20 protein-coding genes are annotated in these 21,219 nt (G+C 30.6%); 14 read left to right on the top strand and 6 right to left on the bottom strand.

The window, feature by feature from the left end; all coding sequences use genetic code 11:
- The first annotated feature begins 225 nt into the window (after positions 1-225).
- The 4 genes from spxA (at position 226) to pepF (ending at position 4,565) form a co-directional block, all read left to right on the top strand.
- Positions 226-621: a transcriptional regulator SpxA gene (spxA, locus tag LFT63_RS04110; RefSeq protein WP_002450775.1), complete on the top strand. Its 396-nt coding sequence runs from the start codon at positions 226-228 to the stop codon at positions 619-621.
- Positions 622-883: 262 nt separating this feature from the next.
- Entirely contained in the window at positions 884-1,603 is a 720-nt protein-coding gene (gene mecA, locus LFT63_RS04105; protein WP_340768041.1) for an adaptor protein MecA, read from the top strand.
- A 117-nt stretch (positions 1,604-1,720) separates the two neighbouring features.
- Complete coding sequence (locus tag LFT63_RS04100) at positions 1,721-2,713, top strand: competence protein CoiA (protein ID WP_029055568.1); 993 nt, start codon at positions 1,721-1,723, stop codon at positions 2,711-2,713.
- Between the two features lie 43 nt (positions 2,714-2,756).
- Positions 2,757-4,565: an oligoendopeptidase F gene (gene pepF, locus LFT63_RS04095; protein ID WP_029055567.1), complete on the top strand. Its 1,809-nt coding sequence runs from the start codon at positions 2,757-2,759 to the stop codon at positions 4,563-4,565.
- Between the two features lie 322 nt (positions 4,566-4,887).
- Here the strand turns inward: pepF and yjbH are convergent, their stop codons facing one another.
- From yjbH to LFT63_RS04080, 3 genes are all read right to left on the bottom strand, one after another.
- On the bottom strand, positions 4,888-5,697 hold the full coding sequence (yjbH, locus tag LFT63_RS04090; RefSeq protein WP_017637392.1) for a protease adaptor protein YjbH: 810 nt from the start codon (positions 5,695-5,697) through the stop codon (positions 4,888-4,890).
- Between the two features lie 16 nt (positions 5,698-5,713).
- Entirely contained in the window at positions 5,714-6,085 is a 372-nt protein-coding gene (locus LFT63_RS04085) for a truncated hemoglobin YjbI (RefSeq protein ID WP_029055566.1), read from the bottom strand.
- 89 nt (positions 6,086-6,174) lie between these two features.
- Positions 6,175-6,756: a CYTH domain-containing protein gene (locus tag LFT63_RS04080; RefSeq protein ID WP_029055565.1), complete on the bottom strand. Its 582-nt coding sequence runs from the start codon at positions 6,754-6,756 to the stop codon at positions 6,175-6,177.
- Between the two features lie 260 nt (positions 6,757-7,016).
- Between LFT63_RS04080 and LFT63_RS04075 the strand changes: the two genes are divergently transcribed.
- The 7 genes from LFT63_RS04075 (at position 7,017) to fabI (ending at position 13,942) form a co-directional block, all read left to right on the top strand.
- On the top strand, positions 7,017-7,364 hold the full coding sequence (locus LFT63_RS04075) for a UPF0738 family protein (protein WP_017637389.1): 348 nt from the start codon (positions 7,017-7,019) through the stop codon (positions 7,362-7,364).
- A gap of 16 nt (positions 7,365-7,380) precedes the next feature.
- Positions 7,381-8,016: a GTP pyrophosphokinase gene (locus LFT63_RS04070; RefSeq protein WP_340768034.1), complete on the top strand. Its 636-nt coding sequence runs from the start codon at positions 7,381-7,383 to the stop codon at positions 8,014-8,016.
- Between the two features lie 12 nt (positions 8,017-8,028).
- A complete protein-coding gene (locus LFT63_RS04065; protein WP_017637387.1) occupies positions 8,029-8,838 on the top strand; it encodes an NAD kinase in 810 nt (269 codons plus the stop codon).
- Entirely contained in the window at positions 8,835-9,689 is an 855-nt protein-coding gene (locus LFT63_RS04060; RefSeq protein WP_029055564.1) for an RluA family pseudouridine synthase, read from the top strand. Before LFT63_RS04065 ends, LFT63_RS04060 begins: the two co-directional genes overlap by 4 nt.
- A 41-nt stretch (positions 9,690-9,730) precedes the next feature.
- The gene (gene mgtE / locus LFT63_RS04055) at positions 9,731-11,104 is read left to right on the top strand and encodes a magnesium transporter (RefSeq protein ID WP_371106437.1); all 1,374 of its coding nucleotides are present in this window, start codon (positions 9,731-9,733) and stop codon (positions 11,102-11,104) included.
- 10 nt (positions 11,105-11,114) lie between these two features.
- Positions 11,115-12,959, top strand: a complete 1,845-nt coding sequence (locus LFT63_RS04050) for a monovalent cation:proton antiporter family protein (protein WP_029055563.1) — start codon at positions 11,115-11,117, stop codon at positions 12,957-12,959.
- Between the two features lie 212 nt (positions 12,960-13,171).
- Positions 13,172-13,942: an enoyl-ACP reductase FabI gene (gene fabI, locus LFT63_RS04045; RefSeq protein ID WP_340768029.1), complete on the top strand. Its 771-nt coding sequence runs from the start codon at positions 13,172-13,174 to the stop codon at positions 13,940-13,942.
- 195 nt (positions 13,943-14,137) lie between these two features.
- On the opposite strand, the gene cozEa is transcribed toward fabI, so the two are convergent.
- The gene (gene cozEa / locus LFT63_RS04040; protein ID WP_017637382.1) at positions 14,138-15,223 is read right to left on the bottom strand and encodes a lipoteichoic acid biosynthesis protein CozEa; all 1,086 of its coding nucleotides are present in this window, start codon (positions 15,221-15,223) and stop codon (positions 14,138-14,140) included.
- Between the two features lie 209 nt (positions 15,224-15,432).
- Here cozEa and LFT63_RS04035 point away from each other — a divergent pair, with 209 nt between their 5' ends.
- From LFT63_RS04035 to LFT63_RS04025, 3 genes are all read left to right on the top strand, one after another.
- Complete coding sequence (locus tag LFT63_RS04035) at positions 15,433-16,998, top strand: alanine/glycine:cation symporter family protein (protein WP_340768027.1); 1,566 nt, start codon at positions 15,433-15,435, stop codon at positions 16,996-16,998.
- 183 nt (positions 16,999-17,181) lie between these two features.
- Complete coding sequence (locus tag LFT63_RS04030; RefSeq protein WP_340768026.1) at positions 17,182-17,928, top strand: esterase family protein; 747 nt, start codon at positions 17,182-17,184, stop codon at positions 17,926-17,928.
- Between the two features lie 204 nt (positions 17,929-18,132).
- The gene (locus tag LFT63_RS04025; protein WP_017637379.1) at positions 18,133-18,642 is read left to right on the top strand and encodes a YjcG family protein; all 510 of its coding nucleotides are present in this window, start codon (positions 18,133-18,135) and stop codon (positions 18,640-18,642) included.
- 105 nt (positions 18,643-18,747) lie between these two features.
- On the opposite strand, the gene ltaA is transcribed toward LFT63_RS04025, so the two are convergent.
- Entirely contained in the window at positions 18,748-19,935 is a 1,188-nt protein-coding gene (gene ltaA, locus LFT63_RS04020) for a lipoteichoic acid biosynthesis MFS flippase LtaA (RefSeq protein ID WP_017637378.1), read from the bottom strand.
- Positions 19,913-21,088, bottom strand: a complete 1,176-nt coding sequence (locus LFT63_RS04015) for a diglucosyl diacylglycerol synthase (RefSeq protein ID WP_017637377.1) — start codon at positions 21,086-21,088, stop codon at positions 19,913-19,915. The genes ltaA and LFT63_RS04015 overlap by 23 nt, the downstream gene beginning before the upstream one ends.
- Positions 21,089-21,219 lie beyond the last annotated feature (131 nt).

Below are 21,219 nucleotides of genomic sequence, written 5' to 3'. Positions count from 1 at the left end.
AGTTGTGTTAAGATGAATGTATATTTAAGCATTGAAATATTTTGAGAGACTATTTTGAATTATTTCAAAATTTCTCAGAAAAATTAGGATTTTCTCATTTAATTTTAATGTTAGATGGGTATAATGTAAAATGTAAGGTTAAGAAAGCAAAAGAAACATAAATTTCTTTAATCTATAACATATTTAAAAATAACGAATGAATCCAATTATAGGAGAGTGAGATGTATGGTAACATTATTTACTTCACCAAGTTGCACATCTTGCCGTAAAGCGAAAGCATGGTTACAAGAACATGACATTCCATATACGGAGCGTAACATTTTTTCTGAACATTTAACAATTGATGAAATTAAATTAATTTTAAAAATGACTGAAGACGGAACTGATGAGATTATTTCAACTCGTTCTAAAACATACCAAAAATTGAATGTTGATATTGATTCTTTACCATTACAAGATTTATACTCAATTATTCAAGATAATCCTGGTTTACTACGTCGTCCAATTATTTTAGACGATAAACGTTTACAAGTTGGTTATAACGAAGATGAAATTAGACGTTTCTTACCAAGAAAAGTCCGTACGTTCCAATTACAAGAAGCTCAACGTTTGGTTGACTAATAACTTTAATAACTATGTGATTTAATCACTTTACTAAAAGATATTACAACAACACTATTTTTGAAATGGTGTTGTTTTTTGTATATTATAGAAGTTGAATTGAGTCATAGATGGTTGTTTTTTACCTATGAAAATGGGGAATATAACACTATAAGAACCCCATAAAAATATAGTTAAATTTAATCAAACAAATAGATTGTAATTTAAGTCACGTTCTAATACAATATGGTTACTATTCATCGACTGTAAGGAGTGAGATGATATGAGAATAGAACGCGTAGATGATACAACAGTTAAATTGTTTATAACATATAGCGATATAGAAGCGCGTGGCTTTAGTCGTGAAGATTTATGGACAAACCGCAAACGTGGAGAAGAATTCTTTTGGTCTATGATGGATGAAATCAATGAAGAAGAAGATTTTGTTGTTGAAGGTCCATTATGGATTCAAGTACATGCCTTTGAAAAGGGTGTGGAAGTGACTATTTCTAAGTCTAAAAATGAAGAAGCTATGAATATGGCTAATGATAATCATTTTGATCAATTTGATGACCAAGTAAATGAACTTCTAGCTCAAACACTTGAAAGTGAAGATAATGTAGAAAATATATTTGAACAACGCGATCAACAAAAGAAAGCACAACAAGAACAACCTCAAAGACAGCGTAAACAAGCAAGTATGCGTACTGTCATAGTTAAATTTGAAGATCTAGAGCAAGTAATAAATTATGCTTATCACAACAATCAAAGTACAGTAGAGTTTGAAGATTTACTTTACATGATTGATTCACAATATTATTATGCTATCCATTTTGATGAAAATGTAGATCAAGAGACAATTAATGATAGTTATAGTCAATTGTTAGAATTTGCTTATCCAACAGATAAAACTGAAGTGTACTTGAATGACTACGGTAAAATCATTATGAGTCACAATGTCACTTCTCAAATGCGTCGTTATTTTACTGACGCAACTGAATAAAAATAGTATTTTAGACGAGACATGAAAATGTCTCGTTTTTTTATGGACTTCTTTAAACTTATATGTTGTCAAAAGTAAAAATAGTGTTTGCTTCGTTAATATTTATGAGGTGAACGTATGTTAGTAGCTTTAAATCATAACAATGAACATATCTTAGCTAAAAATGCCATTAAAAATGTGGATTATTATTGTCCTCATTGCCATTCAAAATTAATTTTGAAAAAAGGAATAAAAGTTATGCCTCATTTTGCACATGAAAGCCAGAGTCAAAGATGGTGTGCAAAAGGTGAATCAGAACTTCACTATCACGCAAAATACCAATTAGCAACTATGTTAAAACGATTAGGATATACTGTCCGAATTGAGCCATTTTACAAATTGATTAATCAATTACCAGATATAGTAGTTAACGATAAAATAGCGTTAGAATTACAGTTTTCTATGATTAGTTTATCCAAGATACGACTACGTAGTGACGGTCTGAATAGTATTGGATTACATCCCATATGGATTGTTAAAGATATTAAATATGATAAAAGCAAAATGATGCTAAGTCTAAGTGACTTTCAAGCAAGTACTATTGATTGTGAAACTAAGAGACTTTTAACTTGGAATGAACAAGATAAGTCACCTATAGTTTATTCAGATATACAACATATTGGTGGTAAGACGTTTAAAGCAAGAAGACAAACATTGATAAACTATTTAGATAAGGCTAATAAACTTAGTCATAGTTCAAATACAATTTATAAACTGAGTAATCAAAAGATTTTAAAATATATACAACGATGTCGTTGGAAGAATTCAGTATTAGAGCCTACTTTAAGTGCGATGTATCAATTACAATTGTTTGAGGATAAGGTGGCGTATAAAGTGGGATTTATCGTACCTCATCAAATATATATCAAAACCCATCCTATCGAATGGCAACTTCAATTATTGTTATTAGAGAAAGAAAAACGATTGAATTATCAATACTTTGAAAAATGCCTTGATTTCAGACAATTTTCAAATCCTACAAAAGCTAAAATTGAGATTATTAAGGCGATAATAATGGAATATCAATATGCTATAAATCTTAACAGTAAAGACGTGCAAATTATCTACTAAAATGAGAAAATTAAGTTATTGAGAATTTCGAGGAGGTTTATTTATGAATCAACAATTAACTAGAGAAGAACAGGAACTTAAATATCCTGAATATACATGGGATCTAACAACGATTTTCCCAAACAATGAAGCATTTGAAGAAGCATTTAAAGAAGTTGAAAATGATATCGGTAAAGAAGAGCAATTTAAAGGGCGCTTAGGAGACAGTGCCGAAACTTTATATGAAGCATTAGCATTAGAAGATGAAATAGGTACTAAATTAGAGAAGGTGTATGTTTATGCTCATCTTAAACAAGACCAAGATACTGCTAATGATCAATATACTGGTATGGAATCACGTGCACACCAATTAATTATTAAATACAGTTCAGCATGGAGTTTCTTAGTGCCAGAGATTTTACAAATTGATGAAGCGACAATTCAATCGTTTATTCAATCTAACGATAAATTGAAACAATATGAGTTCGATTTACAACTTATTAATGAAAAACGTCCACATATTTTAGATGCTGATACTGAAAAATTACTTACTGAAGCTCAAGATGCTTTATCTACACCATCAAATGTATATGGAATGTTCAGTAATGCTGATCTAGAATTTGAAGATGCTATAGATAAAGATGGAGAAGCACATCCACTTACACAAGGTACTTTTATTAAATATCTAGAATCAGATGATAGAGTATTAAGAGAATCTGCTTTCAGAAATGTTTATAAAGCTTATGGAGCACATAATAATACTTTAGGTGCAACATTAGCAGGTGAAGTTAAGAAAAATGTCTTTAACGCTCGTACACACCATTACAATTCTGCACGTGAAAAAGCTTTAAGTAATAATCATATTCCTGAAGAAGTTTATGATAACTTAGTGAAAACAGTTCACAAATACTTACCTTTACTTCATAGATATACTAAATTGCGTCAAGAGTTATTAGGTATTGATGATTTGAAAATGTATGACTTATATACACCATTAGTAAAAGACGTTAAATTTGAAATGCCTTATGAAGAAGCTAAATCATGGATGTTAAAAGCACTTGAACCTATGGGTGAAGAATATTTAAATGTAGTTAAAGAAGGACTAGAAAATCGCTGGGTAGATGTATATGAAAATAAAGGTAAACGTTCAGGCGGCTACTCATCAGGTGCGCATTTAACAAACCCGTTCATCTTATTAAATTGGTCAGATACAGTATCTGATTTATATACATTAGTTCATGAATTTGGTCATTCAGCTCATAGTTATTTCAGTCGTCAAAACCAACCTTCAAACTTAAGTGATTATACTATATTTGTAGCAGAAGTTGCTTCAACTTGTAATGAAGCATTACTAAGTGACTATATGGATAAACATCTTGACGATGAAAGACGCTTATTACTTCTAAACCAAGAATTAGAACGATTTAGAGCAACTCTATTCCGTCAAACTATGTTTGCTGAATTTGAACATAAAATTCATCAAATTGAAGAAGCGGGTGAACCATTAACACCTAATCGTATGAATGAAGAATATGCCAAATTGAATAAACAATATTTTGGAGATGCTGTCGAAACTGATGAAGATATCAGTAAAGAATGGTCTCGAATTCCACACTTCTATATGAATTATTATGTATATCAATACGCAACAGGCTATAGTGCTGCACAAAGTTTAAGTCATCAAATTTTGACAGAAGGGCAACCAGCTGTTGAAAGATATATTAATGAATTCTTGAAAAAAGGTAGTTCAAATTATCCAATTGAAATACTAAAAAATGCTGGTGTAGATATGACAACACCAGAACCAATTGAACAAGCATGTGAAGTCTTTGAACAAAAATTAGATGCTTTTGAAAAGCTAATGAAAGCTTAATATGATTGAATTCGCTTACATTATGAACAGATTGTGACAATTTAAAATTTAATAAACTGAATGGTTGAAATGGGGTATGTGTCGTGTTATATTATGAACATGAAATTAATCACATAACAAACATACCCCTTTGTTTGAAGTGAAAAAATTTCTCCCATCCCCTTTGTTTAGCGTCGTGTAATCAGACACGGCGTTTTTTTTTATTTATTATAAAATTATACGTTGAACAATATACATAAATTATACAATTAATGAATAAACAAAAAGCCAGCACAAAAGATTATTTAAAATCATTTTGTGTTGGCTTTATTAATATTTATATTTAACAATTAGGTTTGGGCATTTTTGATTTCCAAAATTTACCTTCAGGATAATTAAGTTTTTCAACTTTTTGCTGAAGCATTAATTTTTTTAGTTCTTTATTAAGTAATTTCTCAGGCCATTCATATATAGTAAGCAATTCTTCCATTGTAACAAGTTGCTTTTGTTGAATGTATGTCTCTAATTTTGGTGGTAAGTTCTTTTCAATAGGACTACCCATAAGTTCGTTAATAATATATGTGTATATATGGTAAGGATATAATCCTTCAACTTTTAAACCTTCTTCGTGCACATCTTCATTGAAAAAGACGAGAGAAGGGGATTGTTCAATTTCCATTTCACGTGCTATATGCAAGTCAACTTTTAAACTTTCAGTAAGTTTACTTTTTTGTAAGTCTTCTTTAAACACTTCATAATCTATTCCAGCATTTTTTACACAATCACATATCATTTCTTCAGTGATAATATCACGCTTTGGAATAATTTCATTTTGCATTAAATGAATAAAACGCTCAGCTCTTAAACGACCTTGTAATTCAGCCGCTTTATAAGCAAGGGCAATATTATCAAAATCAGAGGTGCTTTGTGCTTGGCATTTTGTTAAAACTTTTAATGAAGGATTAAGAATATGTCTAACACGTATATATTGATTATATTCAATTCTTAATTTAGATAAAATTGCGGATAATTTAAAGCAATCTTTACTAAAGGGATCGAAAAAAGAGTAAATTTCTATTTTGCATACAGGTGATAGATCAGTATTTGCATCTTCACAACTCTTATTCTCCATTACTCTTAACTCTTCAGCCATGTCATTTCACCTACAATTAATTTTCGGAATTTACCATGTGATTAGCTGTTAGTCGCAATCTTTCATATAAATAGTCTCCAACCCCAGCGGGAAAATTAGCGTGGGTAATCGCAATAGACATATTTTCTAACCAAGCATCGCGTTCAAATTCAGTAATTGTAAATTCCATATGTCGTCTTTTTAACATGGGGTGTCCATGTTCTTGAGTATATAAATCAGGGCCACCTAAAAACTGAGTTAAAAATTGTTTTTGCTTTCGACTCGTTTCTTTAAAATCACCAGGGAATAAATGATTAATTCTATCGTCTTGTTCAACTAACGAGTAAAAATGATCAATCATTTGATATAGTGCGTCTTGCCCGATGATGTCATAAGGTGTTCTAGGCATATTATCACCGTGTTCCATTAATATATATCTAATATAACATGAATTTTTACATATGAAAGTAATTTGCATTATAGCTATTTTTTGCTAATTTAAGATAATTCTTTTTTTCGTTCAAAGAATCGTTGAACTTTATTCAATGGTTTTTGGTGAGTCAGATTAAATGACTGAAGTAACTCGTTGAATTTTATTAATCCTTCTTCATATTGGTTAACTTCAAATTCAAGTTCATAATCCTCAGTGCCCAGATATTCACTTTTATCCAGTACAAGTAATTCATTTTTATAATTGGTTTCCATTCGATATGTTGTTAATGCACCTAAAATAGATAAACTACCATCTTGAATGCCATATTTTTCAGATATAATATGTCTAATATCTGATGGTAATTGATCGTGGCTAATTACTTTATTAATTTTAGGTTCTATAGATACATCAAAATTATATTCTGTTAAACCGACTTCTGCTGGAACCTTAAGCGTCATTTCATAAGTATCGTCTTTCACACGTATTCTTAAAGCCGACTGATTTGATTTTAATTTAAAATCCTCAGTGTCAATATAATAGTTAATTTGTTTAAAAGGAGTATCGTCCTTAAAGTATTTGTGTTTAATGTCATTATAAACATTTTCATTTAGTATTTGTTTAAATTCAATTTCATTATTAGTTGCCATGATAGAGATACACCCCGATACTTTTCTTTGTATTTATTTTAAATTTATCAATATTATGCCGTAAATTATCTATGATTTAAAGTAATTTTGATCATTTTGACGATGTACAATTTTACATATATTTTAATAATATCAGACATATACTTTTGGTTTTAATCTGAACAATCATAAACCTAATAATAATGTAAGAATAATGGCATAGATATGTGTGTTGAATGGCCAAATTATGTTAAACTAATATGGAATAAGGAGGGGCAAGCATGCGTATATATATAAATGAGATAAAAGTGAAAGATGATACAATTTATTGTTATTCAGAAGATTCTATTGAAGGATTAGAAGAAGTAGGACAAATGCTTGTTGACAGTGATAACTACGGATTTGCATACATATTAGATGATGGACAATCCTATTCGTATTTGATCTTTGTTGAAGAAACATGGTCAATGCTACATGAAAATAAAGGTAAAAAACTAGTCGTAAATGAAACGTTAGAACTTAAACATTTCCAAGAAGAATTAGATTACATATTGGATAATATAGAAGGTAATAATAACTATGGTAAGGAGTTTGTTTCTGCTGTTGAAAAAACTTTTGAACTAGAATGAAGCGGAGTGAATGAATATGAACCAGTGGGATCAATTTTTAACACCTTATAAACAGGCCGTTAATGAATTAAAAGTAAAATTAAAAGGATTACGTAGACAATATGAAATTAGTGAACATAGTTCTCCCATTGAATTCGTAACAGGCCGCGTAAAACCTATTTCAAGTATAATTGATAAAGCCAATAAACGTGGAATTCAATTTGATAGATTAAGAGAAGAAATGTATGACATAGCTGGGTTACGAATTATGTGTCAATTTGTTGATGACATCGATGTAGTTGTCAATATTTTACGTCAACGTAAAGACTTTAGCGTCATTGAAGAAAGAGACTATATTCGTAATACTAAAGAAAGTGGTTACCGTTCTTATCATGTCATCATTGAATATCCAATTGAAACATTGAGTGGACAAAAGTCGATATTAGCTGAAATTCAAATTAGAACATTGGCAATGAACTTTTGGTCAACGATTGAGCATACATTGCGTTATAAATATGATGGGGATTATCCAAGTGAGATACAACATCGTTTAGAAAGAGCAGCTGAAGCGGCATACTTATTAGATGAAGAAATGTCTGAAATCAAAGATGAAATTCAAGAAGCACAAAAATACTATACTCAAAAGCGTGCAAAAAAGCATGAAAATGACTAATGAGGTGTAAAGATGCGTTATACAATCCTAACTAAAGGCGATTCGAAATCCAATGCGTTAAAGCATAAAATGATTAGCCATATGAAAGACTTTCAAATGATTGAAGATAAAGAAAATCCAGAAATAGTCATATCAGTTGGTGGCGATGGTACTTTACTTCAAGCCTTTCATCAGTATAGTCATATGTTATCGAAAGTAGCATTTGTCGGTGTTCATACTGGCCATTTAGGATTTTATGCTGATTGGTTACCTCATGAAGTCGAAAAATTGATTATTGAAATTAACAATTCAGAATTTCAAGTCATTGAATATCCATTATTAGAAATCATAGTCCGATATAATAATAATGGTTATGAAACAAGGTACTTAGCTTTGAATGAAGCAACCATGAAAACTGAAAATGGATCAACATTAGTTGTGGATGTTAATATTCGTGGAAAACATTTTGAGCGTTTTAGAGGTGATGGTTTGTGTATATCTACACCATCAGGTTCTACAGCCTATAACAAAGCATTAGGTGGAGCGTTAATTCATCCTTCTCTTGAAGCAATGCAAATTGCTGAGATTGCGTCAATTAACAATCGCGTGTTTAGAACGGTAGGGTCACCACTTGTGTTACCTAAACATCATACTTGTCTTATTACCCCAGTGAATCATGATACGATACGTACGACTATTGACCATGTCAGCATTAAACATAAAAATGTGAATGCGATTCAATATAGAGTAGCAAATGAAAAAGTAAGGTTTGCACGCTTTAGACCATTCCCATTTTGGAAAAGGGTACACGATTCCTTTATTTCAAGTGATGATGAAATATGATATTCCGTTATACAATTACGCAAAAAGAAACGCTTAAAACATTTTTAAAACGACATGATTTTTCTAAGAAAACGATTAGCGCCATTAAAACTAATGGCGCTTTACTTGTAAATAATAAACCTGTAACAGTAAGGTTTGAACTTGATATCAATGACAAATTAGAAGTGCGTTTACCAAAGGAAGTTCCGAGCGCTAACTTAGTTCCATATTTGAAACCATTAGATATTTTATTTGAAGATGACTATATTATTATTGTCTTCAAACCTAATGGACAAAATTGTGCACCTTCTCGTGAACATCCACATGAGAGCTTAGTTGAACAAGTTTTAGGTTATTTACAAGACAAAGGTGAAAATACTAACCCACATATTGTTACACGATTAGATCGTAATACGACTGGTATTGTTTTATTTGCAAAATATGGATATATTCATTACTTATTTTCAAAAATTAATATGAATAAAAAATATATATGTTTAGCCCATGGTTTAACAAAACCAAGTGATGTGATTGAAGCGCCCATTTCAAGAACTAGTCATAGTATTATTGAAAGACAAGTATCAGAAAATGGTAAGTATGCTAAAACCATATATCAGACGATTAAACAAAAGAGTCATGTAAGTTTATGTGAAGTCCAATTATGTACTGGTCGGACTCATCAAATAAGGGTGCATTTTCAACATTTAGGTCATCCTTTAATTGGTGATACATTATACGGTGGTAAACATGATAAAATAGAGGGGCAATGTTTACAGTGTTACAAACTAACATTTGAACACCCAGTAAGTAAAAATACAATTGAAATAACAACTGATTATAAACAACTAAATCAATGGTATGACATGATATAAAAAGCATTTTGGAGGTGTTTAAATTGTCTAACGACACAGAAATGAAAGAGAAAGAATACGCTAGCGAAGATGTGTACGATAAAGACTTATTAGATCAATTATTACAAAATGAAGATATAGATGCATTTAGAGAAGAATTTTTATCAATGCATAATTACGAACAAAGTGAATACTTTGAAGACACTGATGATGAGAATAGACAAAAAATATTCCAATTCTTATCACCACAAGAAGTTGCTGATTTCTTTGATCACTTGGATATAGACGATGAGGATTACGAAGAATTATTTGAAAAAATTAATGCAAACTACGCAAGTCATATTTTAGAAGAAATGTCATACGATAATGCAGTAGACATTTTAAACGAATTAACTAAACCTAAAGTCGCTAGTTTACTTACATTAATGAATAAAGAAGATGCCAATGAAATAAAGGCATTACTACATTATGAAGAAGATACCGCCGGCGGTATTATGACAACAGAATATCTTTCATTAAAATCTACTACTCCTGTTAAAGAAGCATTAATGCATGTTAAAGAACAAGCGCCAAATGCTGAAACAATTTACGTGATTTTTGCTATCAATGAAGATGATCAATTAGTTGGGGTTTTATCTTTAAGAGATTTAATCACAGCTGAGAACGATGCTTATATTGAAGATGTGATGAGTGAACGTGTTATTAGTGTAGATGTCGCAACTGACCAAGAAGACGTTGCACAAACAATGAGAGACTATGATTTCATTGCAGTACCTGTTGTTGATTACCAAAATCATCTATTAGGTATTATTACAATTGATGATATTTTAGATGTTATGGATGAAGAGGCAAGTGAAGACTACTCTCGTTTAGCCGGTGTCTCTGATATTGATTCTACTAATGATTCAGTAATCAAAACGGCAACAAAACGTTTACCTTGGCTAATCATTTTAACGTTTTTAGGTATGATTACTGCAACAATTTTAGGTAGCTTTGAAGACACTTTAGCAAAAGTCGCTTTATTAGCAGCCTTTATACCAATTATTAGTGGGATGTCAGGTAATTCTGGTACGCAATCTTTAGCCGTATCTGTACGTAATATTTCAACTGGTGATATCGACGAACAAAGTAAATTTAAAGTTGCTTTAAGAGAAGCGGGAAGTGGCTTTTTATCAGGAATTGTTTGTTCCATCATTTTAATCATTATAATTATTGCTATTTATAGACAACCCTTATTAGCAGTCATTGTTGGTGGCAGTTTAACGTGTGCTATGACAGTTGGTACATTAGTTGGATCAATGATTCCATTATTAATGAATAAATTAAAAATTGACCCAGCAGTTGCAAGTGGTCCATTTATTACAACAATTAACGACATTGTAAGTATGTTAATTTATTTCGGCTTAGCAACATCATTTATGTCATATTTAACTTAAGGAGGAACTAATGGAGTTCTTATCACTTGTGATTGTAGTTGTAGCTGCATTCTTAACACCTATTATAATAAATAGGTTGAATATTAATTTTTTACCTGTCGTAGTTGCTGAAATATTAATGGGGATAATTATAGGTAATTCATTTTTAAACTTAGTAACCAAAGATTCTATGCTTAGTATTTTATCAACATTAGGCTTTATCTTTTTAATGTTTTTAAGTGGATTAGAAATTGATTTTAACGCCTTTAAAAAAGATTCTCGTCCTCGACAAGGTGAAAGAAAAGAAGAGAAGAAATTACCAGGTCATTTAAACCTCGCAATGACAGTATTTGCATTAATCATGATTGTTTCAATTATTTTAGCATACGCATTAAAATGGTTTGGTTTAATAGATGATGTATTATTAATGATAATTATCATATCTACTATTTCATTAGGTGTGGTAGTTCCGACATTAAAAGAAATGAATATAATGAGAACGACTATTGGACAATTTATCTTGTTAGTTGCGGTATTAGCCGATTTAGTAACAATGATATTACTAACAATTTATGGTGCGGTTAACGGTCACGGTGGTAGTACCATCTGGCTTACAGGCATTTTGGTAGTATTTACAATTATTTTCTACGTGATTGGAGTACTATTTAAACGAATGTCATTTTTACAAAAATTAATGGGTGGTACTACACAAATTGGTATACGTGCCGTATTTGCATTGATTATATTACTTGTTGCATTAGCAGAAGGTGTTGGTGCTGAATACATACTTGGTGCATTCTTAGCTGGCGTAGTTGTATCATTATTAAATCCTGATGAAGAAATGGTTGAGAAATTAGACTCATTTGGATACGGATTTTTCATTCCTATATTCTTTATTATGGTGGGTGTAGATTTAGACATTCCATCATTAGTGAAAGAACCATCATTATTAATCATTATACCTATTTTAATTTTGGCTTTTATAGTATCTAAGCTAATTCCAGTATTTCTTATAAAACGATGGTTTGATATGAAGACGACTGTTGCTTCAGCATTCTTATTAACGTCAACGCTATCATTAGTTATTGCTGCAGCTAAAATCGCTGAACAATTAAAGACAATTTCAGCAGAAACATCAGGGTTACTTATTTTAAGTGCAGTCATTACTTGTGTCTTTGTGCCTGTTATTTTTAAAAAGCTATTCCCAGTACCTAATGAAATGAATCGTCGTATTGAGGTAAGCTTGATAGGTAAAAACCAACTGACTATTCCTATCGTACAGAATTTAACTTCCCAATTGTATGACATTTCACTTTATTATCGTAAAGATTTAAGTGATAGTCGTAAATTATCCGATGAAATTACTATGGTCGAAATCGCTGATTATGAACAAGGAATACTTGAAAGATTAGGGTTATTCGATCGTGACATCGTTGTATGTGCGACTAATGATGATGAAATTAACCGGAAAGTCGCTTTGATGGCTAAAGAACATGGCGTAGAACGAGTGATATGTAGACTTGAAAGTACAAATGAAGACATAGAAATGAAATCGTTAGGCATAGAAATATTTAGTAATTATCTAAGTAATAAAATATTACTTAAAGGATTAATTGAAACGCCGAATATGCTTAACTTATTAAGTAATGTAGAAACATCTCTATATGAAATTCAAATGTTGAATTATAAATATGAGAACATCCAATTACGAAATTTCCCATTCGGTGGAGATATTATTTTTGTAAGAATTGTGCGCAATAATGATTCCATTGTTCCTCATGGTGATACGCAATTACGTTATAAAGATAGACTTATTGTGACAGGTTCAAAAGAATATGTAGATGAGTTAAAACAAGAATTAGAATTCTATTATTAATAAAGGATTATGGGTCTGTAAGTATACATCATACTTACAGATCTTTTTAATTATATAAATAATATGAAATTTAATATAAGTATAGTGTGAACTATAGAGTAAATCTAAAATGCTTTATTATCAGGTACTAAAAATGTTAAAATATATTGAGTGAAAAATTTAGAAACGTTTGAAATGATTTATTATATATCTTATTAAAAGGAGTTATTTGCATGTTAAATCTTGAAAATAAAACTTATGTCATTATGGGAATTGCCAATAAACGTAGTATTGGTTTTGGCGTTGCCAAAGTACTAGATCAACTAGGTGCTAAATTAGTATTTACATATCGTAAAGATCGAAGCCGTAAAGAATTAGAAAAATTATTAGATCAACTTAATCAATCAGAACAACGTTTATATCAAATCGATGTTCAAAGTGATGAAGATGTTATTAATGGCTTTGCTAACATCGGTGAAGATGTAGGCAATATTGATGGCGTTTATCATTCAATTGCTTTTGCCAACATGGAAGATTTAAGAGGACGTTTCTCTGAAACATCAAGAGAAGGTTTCTTATTAGCGCAAGATATTAGTTCATATTCACTAACTATTGTTGCAAATGAAGCTAAAAAATTAATGCCTGAAGGTGGAAGCATTGTTGCTACAACTTATTTAGGTGGAGAATTTGCTGTACAAAACTATAATGTTATGGGCGTAGCTAAAGCAAGTTTAGAAGCAAATGTTAAATATTTAGCACTAGACTTAGGTGAAGATAACATCCGTGTAAATGCAATCTCAGCTGGTCCTATTCGTACTTTAAGTGCTAAAGGTGTAGGTGGATTTAACACAATTCTTAAAGAAATTGAAGAACGTGCACCATTAAAACGTAACGTTGACCAAGAAGAAGTAGGTAAAACAGCGGCTTACTTATTAAGTGATTTTTCTAGCGGTGTTACAGGTGAAAACATCCATGTTGATGGTGGATACCACGCAATTAAATAATAAAGCTAGGAATTTTAAAACGAAAGCTACAAAATAAATCAAATGACCAAGTGAGATGTCTATACAACTCACTTGGTTTTTGTTTTATGTGATTAGTTGAAAGAAGAATTGGAAAATAATAAAAAACTGTGAAGAAGGCTATAGGCCTCTTCACAGCTTTTTTTAGTTATAATTTTATGTTATGTGAAAGAATATCTAATCTTTAACGTTACTATTCGCTTTATCGATAATTCGTTGACGATATTTAAAGATATTGCTAATTATTGTTTTTAATACTGCATATAAAGGTACAGCGATTAATATTAGTGTAAAACCACCTAAATCTCCAGCTGCTAAAATAACCACAATGATTGTTAATGGATGCATGCTTAGTGATTTACCCATAACATTTGGTGTAATGACATTTCCTTCTAATTGTTGTGCAATTAAAGTGATAACACACACCCAAACAAAAGTCGTCGGACCATCGATAATACCTAAAATAGCTGCTGGCGTGAATGAAAGCCATGGACCTAAGAATGGTATTAAATTAGCTACACCAGCAAATAATACTAATAATGGTGTATAAGGTAGTCCAATAATTGTATAACCAATATATAAGATAATACCTAAAATAACACTAACTGTTACTTGTCCTTGGATATATGACTTCAACGTGTAGTTTAAATCTTTCAATAAATCTACTACAAATACTTTACGTTCTCCTTTGAAAAATTTACCAACTGCTGGAATGAATTTTTCGTGATCTTTTAACATATAAATAAGGAAGAACGGTACCATAATCAATAAGAAAATAGTAGAAATTAATGATGTGATATATGAAAGTGAGTTTGATAAGACATCTGTTACGCCATCACCCATTGATTTAACCATATTATTAATACGGTGAGTGACATCATTTGGTAATTTATCAATTTGAGTTAGTGCGAAATTAACCAGACGCTCAGTTTCTCTTTGTAATGCTGGTGTTTGTTTAATCAAATTATTCATATTTGAAATTAAGATTGGTGCAATAAAGGCTACAACTATAGCAATTATTGCTATTAACACGACAAATATAGTTACAATACTAGCCCATCTTGGAAATCCCCATTTTTCTAATAAATTTTGAAATGGTAAACATATATAAAATAAGAAACCACTAATAATAAATGGAAGGAAAACAGATCCAATAATGGTAACAATAGGGGTAAATACTTCATGTACTTGCATAAATAGTTTGATGAGTATGAACAACATAATTAAAGCTATGCCAGTTCGGAACCAAACTTTATTTAACATATATGATAGTCCTCCTGAAATTTTTCATTTTTTGATAGTCTTATATAGTATATCTCAAAATTCAATACTACAAAAGAGCCATATCGTTTAAATAAAGCGCACAAATAGATAATAATATAATACATTTTATATAAAATTCTAAAAATATATTGATAAGTGTAAATATACATCGTATAATTTTTTTAATCTATTGATTAGGGAGGTATACGATGATTGAAAATATCGTTGCATTTTTAAATGAACTGGTTTGGAGTAAACCATTAGTATATGGATTATTATTTACGGGTATATTTTTTAGTTTAATGATGCGCTTTTTCCAAGTAAGACATTTTAAAGAAATGATTCGTTTAATGTTTCAGGGAGAAAAATCACCTAGTGGTATTTCTAGTTTTCAAGCTATAGCCATGTCATTAGCGGGGCGTGTTGGTACTGGTAATATAGTTGGTGTATCAACAGCAATCTTTATTGGAGGTCCTGGTGCAGTATTTTGGATGTGGATGAGTGCCTTTTTAGGAGCGAGTAGTGCATTTATTGAATCAACATTAGGACAGATCTTTAAACGTGAAGTTAACGGTGAATATCGTGGTGGTCCAGCATATTATATCGAATATGGTATCGGTGGTAAGTTGGGTAAGATTTACGGATTAGCATTTGCAATAGTTACGATTATATCTGCCGGATTATTATTGCCTGGTGTACAAGCAAATGCAATCGCAAGTTCTATGAGTAACGCTTTCAATATACCTAATTGGGTAGTTGCTGTGATCGTCGTAATTATTTTAGCGTTAATCATTTTTGGTGGATTACGTTCAATTGCTAATGTAGCTACTGCTGTCGTACCATTTATGGCTGTAATTTATATTTTGATGGCAATCATCATTATTGTGATTAACATTCAAGCTGTTCCAGCATTATTAGCAGAAATATTCAAATCTGCATTTGGATTACAATCAGCATTTGGTGGAATTGTAGGCGCTATGATTGAAATTGGAGTTAAAAGAGGACTGTTTTCTAATGAAGCAGGGCAAGGTACTGGACCGCATCCAGCTTCAGCTGCAGAAGTATCTCATCCAGCAAAACAAGGATTAGTTCAATCATTTTCAGTTTATGTGGATACTTTATTTGTATGTACAGCGACAGCGTTAATTATTTTGCTTTCAGGTACATATAACGTTACAGATGGTCAAAATAATGCTAATGGCACACCACATTTAATAAAAAATGGTGGTGTATTTGTAGAAAATGCAGATGGTAGTAAAGATTATTCAGGTACAGCTATGTATGTACAAGCAGGTATAGATAAAGCATTTCATGGTAGTAGTTACCATTTTGATACTCATTTTTCTGGAATAGGTTCTTATTTTGTAGCAATTGCGTTATTCTTCTTTGCTTTTACGACAATAATAGCTTATTACTATATTGCTGAAACAAATGTAGCTTATATAACTAGAAAGCAAAACAATCATACAACCAATATTGCATTTATTCTCATAAGATTAGGAATCATTATTGCAACATTATATGGTGGTATTAAAACTGCAGATGTTGCTTGGGCTTTAGGTGATTTAGGGGCAGGTCTTATGGCGTGGTTAAACATTATAGCGATATGGATACTACATAAACCAGCTATAGAAGCATTAAAAGATTATGAAGTACAGAAGTCACGTTTAGGTTCAGGTTATCATGCATTATATAAACCTGATGCGAAAAAACTACCTAATGCTATCTTTTGGTTGAAAACCTATCCTGAAAGATTGAAAAAAGTAAGTAAATAAAACAGGATGTTATATATATAACGTTAATGAATTTATTTACGGAAAATAGTTGTTTATTAAAGAATTAAAATTACAATTAACAACTGAATTTCTTAATTTATTAAAAACTTTAAAATCTACATAATTTAAAAATATAACGTCTCTTGGTACAATGTTATTAATACTACTAGGGGGCGTTTTAACATGTCTGAATTTAAACCAGGTAAAATTAATAAACATCAATTCTATAGCGATATTTTAGAAAGAGAAGTTACGATATCGATTTATTTACCTGAAGATTATACAGATTTATTTAAACATCAAGTGATTATTTGTTTTGATGGATTAGATTTTTTAAGATTTGGAAGAATTCAAAGAGAATATGAAAGATTGCGTAAAGATCAGGAAATACAACGAGCTATTATTGTAGGATTTCATTACGAGAGTGTTGAAAAACGACGTGAAGAATTTCACCCACAAGGTAGTCGATCACATTTAACTGTTAAAGCAATCGGCAAAGAGTTATTACCATTTATTGATGCTACTTTCTCAACTTACAAAGTAGGTAATGCACGATTATTAATGGGTGATAGTTTGGCTGGAAGTATAGCTTTACTTACTTCATTAACGTATCCAACTATATTTAGCCAAGTAGCTATGCTTAGTCCACAATATGACGATATCATTAAAGAGAAATTGATAGATTGTGAAACAAAAGAACAACTTTCAATTTGGCATGCTATTGGTTTAGAAGAAGAAGATTTTACCTTGCCAACCAATGGAAAACGTGCGAATTTCTTAACGCCAAACCGAGAATTAAATCAACTTATTAAACAATACCATGTGAAGTATGAGTACCAAGAATTCGATGGCGGCCATAACTGGAAATCATGGAAACCAATGTTAGGCGATATACTAAAATACTTTTTAAATGAAGAAATTCCGGACTAACTTAATGAATGAGTATAAAAATAGGTATGTTTTTTAAAGATATAATTTGAAATAATACTGTTTAAAAAATCATAATCAACTATACATCGTATAAAAATTTTGAAGAATATAGTTTAAAATAGAAAAAATATTTTTAAGTTTAAAGTAACGGTTTTCATGGAATTTTGCTATAATGGAAATAGGTTAAACAAAGGAGGAATTCAAATGATTTTAGGATTAGCGTTAATCCCATCAAAGTCATTTCAAGAAGAGGTAAATGCATATCGTAAGCGTTATGACACTCATTACGCACAAATTATGCCACATATTACTGTGAAATCTCAATTTGAAGTTAATGATGCGGATTTAGATTCAGTTAAAAAAGAAATTGAAACTCGAATTAAAGGTATCTCATCAATCGATATCCATGCTACTAAAGCATCAAGTTTCAAACCAGTAAATAATGTTATTTACTTTAAAGTTGCTAAAAACGACGAACTTGAAGAAATTTTTAATCGATTTGATACAGATGATTTTTATGGTAAGGCTGAACATCAATTTGTACCTCATTTTACAATTGCACAAGGTCTTTCAAGTCAAGAATTTGAAGATATTTATGGTCAAGTAGAATTAGCAGGGGTAGATCATAAAGAGGTAATTGATGAATTATCGTTACTTCAATATCATTCAGAAGATGACAAATGGAACGTTATCGATACATTTAAATTAAATTAATTAGATTTTGAAAACCAATAATTATTAATAGTTAAAACATAAACAAAATGGAGTGAGATAGTGGTATCTATTTTATAATAGATGTCTATCTCACTCCATTTTCTGTTATTTTGCATGTTTTCGATTTATAAAGTAATAACCGTAAAATAGGGCTAAAACTAAGAAAATAAATGCAGAAAAATAAAATGTATTATTTAAGTTATTTGTGAATTGAGTAATTAAACCGCCTAATAATGGACCAATCATAGAACCGAAACCTTGTACACTATTAAAAACGCCCCAAGTTTCTTCTTGTTCTTTAGGATTAATATGGCCTGCCATGAATGTATTCCAAGCTGGAAGTAAAATACCATACATTAATCCAATAAATAAAGCGATACCCCATACAATATAAATATTTGTGATTAAAGATAATCCAAATATCATTAATGTATATAAAATGAAACCGCCAAATATAATACTATACATAAAGCCTTTGCTATTTTTATCTATAATTTTTGAAAGGAATAACATAGAAAAAGCACAACCTATGCCACCAATCATAATTGCTAGTGTATATTCAACAGTTGATACATGTACGATTTTAGTTGCGTATGTAGGTAATATAGGAACTAGCGCTGAAATAGCTGCACCTTGTAATAAGATGCCTGGAAATAAAATCATATGTCGTTTAGTTACATCGACAATTTGGAATAATTGCTCTTTTACAGGTTTAGTATTGTAGTTTGTGAGTCTTATATTGACAAAGTAGTATAAAACCCATGCAATTAAAACTACTAGTGACATCATAAATACAAAATGTAGGGGATGAATTTTAATTAGAAAATTCATGACTACCCAACCTACCAATAAACCTAATAACCAAGCAAAATAAACATAGCCCATTTGTTTGCCTCGTTTATCTTCTTGAACACTTGATAACATAATCACCCAAATGGGGCTAACAGCAATACCGAGCATAATTGCACTAATAATGATGATAATTGATGATGACGGAAACCAGATGACTAAGAATAAACTTAGAAATGCCATTAAAAAGCCTGATGTTAGCACTAATCTAGCACCGAATTTTTTTAATAAAAAGCCAATAACAAAATTTGTCGCAGCATCTGCAATAAAATGAATAGAAAAAGCAAGTGATGTCACTGCAACTGCAATTGATGTAACAGTAGGTAAGTAATTAATATAACTTAAAATATACATACCTCTAGCAAATTCCATTAAAAATAAAATGACTAACATAATAATAAAGTTTTTATTATTAGAATAATTATTTAACGAGGAATCTGGCATATAAAGGTACCTTTCCATATATCTCTTCAGGTTGTGAAGAGTGGCCTAATAATTCTAATAAGTCTTTACATAATTTCAAAGTAGAATATTCAATTCTAGATTCTTTCATATTAGAAGTCATTTTATTTAATAAAGTTTCATCATTTGTAATCTGCGTAACGATATCAATAGCTTCTTCTGGCGTATTAGCAATTTTACCCATATTCATTTTTTCAAAATAATGCGCATTTTCTAATTCTTGACCAGGAGCAGGATTTAAAAATACCATTGGAATACAGCGAGTATATCCTTCTGAAATAGTTATTCCGCCTGGTTTAGTAATCATTAATTGGCTTGATGCCATCCATTCATTCATATGTTTAGTAAATCCTAATATTAAAACATCAGGATTATTTTTAAATTTAGCTTGTAATGAACGTTTTAATTCTTTACTGCGTCCACAAATCATAACAACTTGTGAATGTTTACTTTTCTCTAAGATTTCATTAATCATTTGGTCAAAACCTTTTGAAACTCCAAATGCGCCTGCAGACATTAAGATAGTTGGTCTATCTGGATCTAAATGATGTTTACTCAACCACGCTCTTTGATCAATATATTCTTCAAATTTACTAGAAATAGGGATTCCAGTGACTTTAATGTTAGAGGCAGGAACGCCTACTTCCATGAAATCTTCTTTAGTTGTTTCAGTAGCAACATAATAACGTTCTGATTTTGGTGTAATCCAATTTTTTTGCATTCGATAATCAGTCATTACCGTCGCAATTGGAATATTAATATTGAATTGTTCTGTTAATACAGACATTACTGGTGTTGGGAATGTTAACAAAATTAAATCTGGTTTCTCATTAATCAGTATATTTATTAATTTATTTAGACCATAATACTTATAAAAACATTTATCTAGTTGATCAGGGCGGCTATAATAAAAGTTTTTATACATGTTTCTAAAATATTTAAAACTATTGATATACCATTTTTTACATATAGAAGTTAAAATCGGATGTGCTTCCATAAATAAGTCGTGTTGAATAACACTTAAATGGTCCAAATTCATTTCATTTAATTGGTTTACGATACTTTGAGTAACTTGCATATGACCGTTACCGAAAGAACCAGTAATAATCAATATTTTTTTATTTTGAGTAACCATTAAAAGCCACCCTCCGTTAATTTTTAAAATTTATAATAAGTGTAACGTATTTTAATACATTATAAAAGGAATATCACGATTTCCGTTAATTTCATTACCATTGACTTGAAGCAATTTTCTTGTGATTAAAC

Source organism: Staphylococcus sp. FSL H8-0121, assembly GCF_038008425.1.
In the GTDB taxonomy this organism is placed as follows: Bacteria; Bacillota; Bacilli; order Staphylococcales; family Staphylococcaceae; genus Staphylococcus; species Staphylococcus pasteuri.
This window is presented reverse-complemented; position numbering and strand designations above follow the sequence as displayed.

Bases quoted from the DNA above. Each gene is read 5' to 3' on its own strand.
- LFT63_RS04100 (WP_029055568.1), top strand. From the start codon at position 1,721: ATGTTAGTAGCTTTAAATCATAACAATGAACATATCTTAGCTAAAAAT.
- LFT63_RS04030 (WP_340768026.1), top strand. From the start codon at position 17,182: ATGTCTGAATTTAAACCAGGTAAAATTAATAAACATCAATTCTATAGC.
- LFT63_RS04050 (WP_029055563.1), top strand. From the start codon at position 11,115: ATGGAGTTCTTATCACTTGTGATTGTAGTTGTAGCTGCATTCTTAACA.
- pepF (WP_029055567.1), top strand. From the start codon at position 2,757: ATGAATCAACAATTAACTAGAGAAGAACAGGAACTTAAATATCCTGAA.
- ltaA (WP_017637378.1), bottom strand. From the start codon at position 19,935: ATGCCAGATTCCTCGTTAAATAATTATTCTAATAATAAAAACTTTATT.
- mecA (WP_340768041.1), top strand. From the start codon at position 884: ATGAGAATAGAACGCGTAGATGATACAACAGTTAAATTGTTTATAACA.
- LFT63_RS04065 (WP_017637387.1), top strand. From the start codon at position 8,029: ATGCGTTATACAATCCTAACTAAAGGCGATTCGAAATCCAATGCGTTA.
- LFT63_RS04080 (WP_029055565.1), bottom strand. From the start codon at position 6,756: ATGGCAACTAATAATGAAATTGAATTTAAACAAATACTAAATGAAAAT.
- mgtE (WP_371106437.1), top strand. From the start codon at position 9,731: ATGAAAGAGAAAGAATACGCTAGCGAAGATGTGTACGATAAAGACTTA.
- LFT63_RS04085 (WP_029055566.1), bottom strand. From the start codon at position 6,085: ATGCCTAGAACACCTTATGACATCATCGGGCAAGACGCACTATATCAA.
- LFT63_RS04075 (WP_017637389.1), top strand. From the start codon at position 7,017: ATGCGTATATATATAAATGAGATAAAAGTGAAAGATGATACAATTTAT.
- LFT63_RS04060 (WP_029055564.1), top strand. From the start codon at position 8,835: ATGATATTCCGTTATACAATTACGCAAAAAGAAACGCTTAAAACATTT.
- spxA (WP_002450775.1), top strand. From the start codon at position 226: ATGGTAACATTATTTACTTCACCAAGTTGCACATCTTGCCGTAAAGCG.
- cozEa (WP_017637382.1), bottom strand. From the start codon at position 15,223: ATGTTAAATAAAGTTTGGTTCCGAACTGGCATAGCTTTAATTATGTTG.
- LFT63_RS04035 (WP_340768027.1), top strand. From the start codon at position 15,433: ATGATTGAAAATATCGTTGCATTTTTAAATGAACTGGTTTGGAGTAAA.
- LFT63_RS04015 (WP_017637377.1), bottom strand. From the start codon at position 21,088: ATGGTTACTCAAAATAAAAAAATATTGATTATTACTGGTTCTTTCGGT.
- fabI (WP_340768029.1), top strand. From the start codon at position 13,172: ATGTTAAATCTTGAAAATAAAACTTATGTCATTATGGGAATTGCCAAT.
- yjbH (WP_017637392.1), bottom strand. From the start codon at position 5,697: ATGGCTGAAGAGTTAAGAGTAATGGAGAATAAGAGTTGTGAAGATGCA.
- LFT63_RS04025 (WP_017637379.1), top strand. From the start codon at position 18,133: ATGATTTTAGGATTAGCGTTAATCCCATCAAAGTCATTTCAAGAAGAG.
- LFT63_RS04070 (WP_340768034.1), top strand. From the start codon at position 7,381: ATGAACCAGTGGGATCAATTTTTAACACCTTATAAACAGGCCGTTAAT.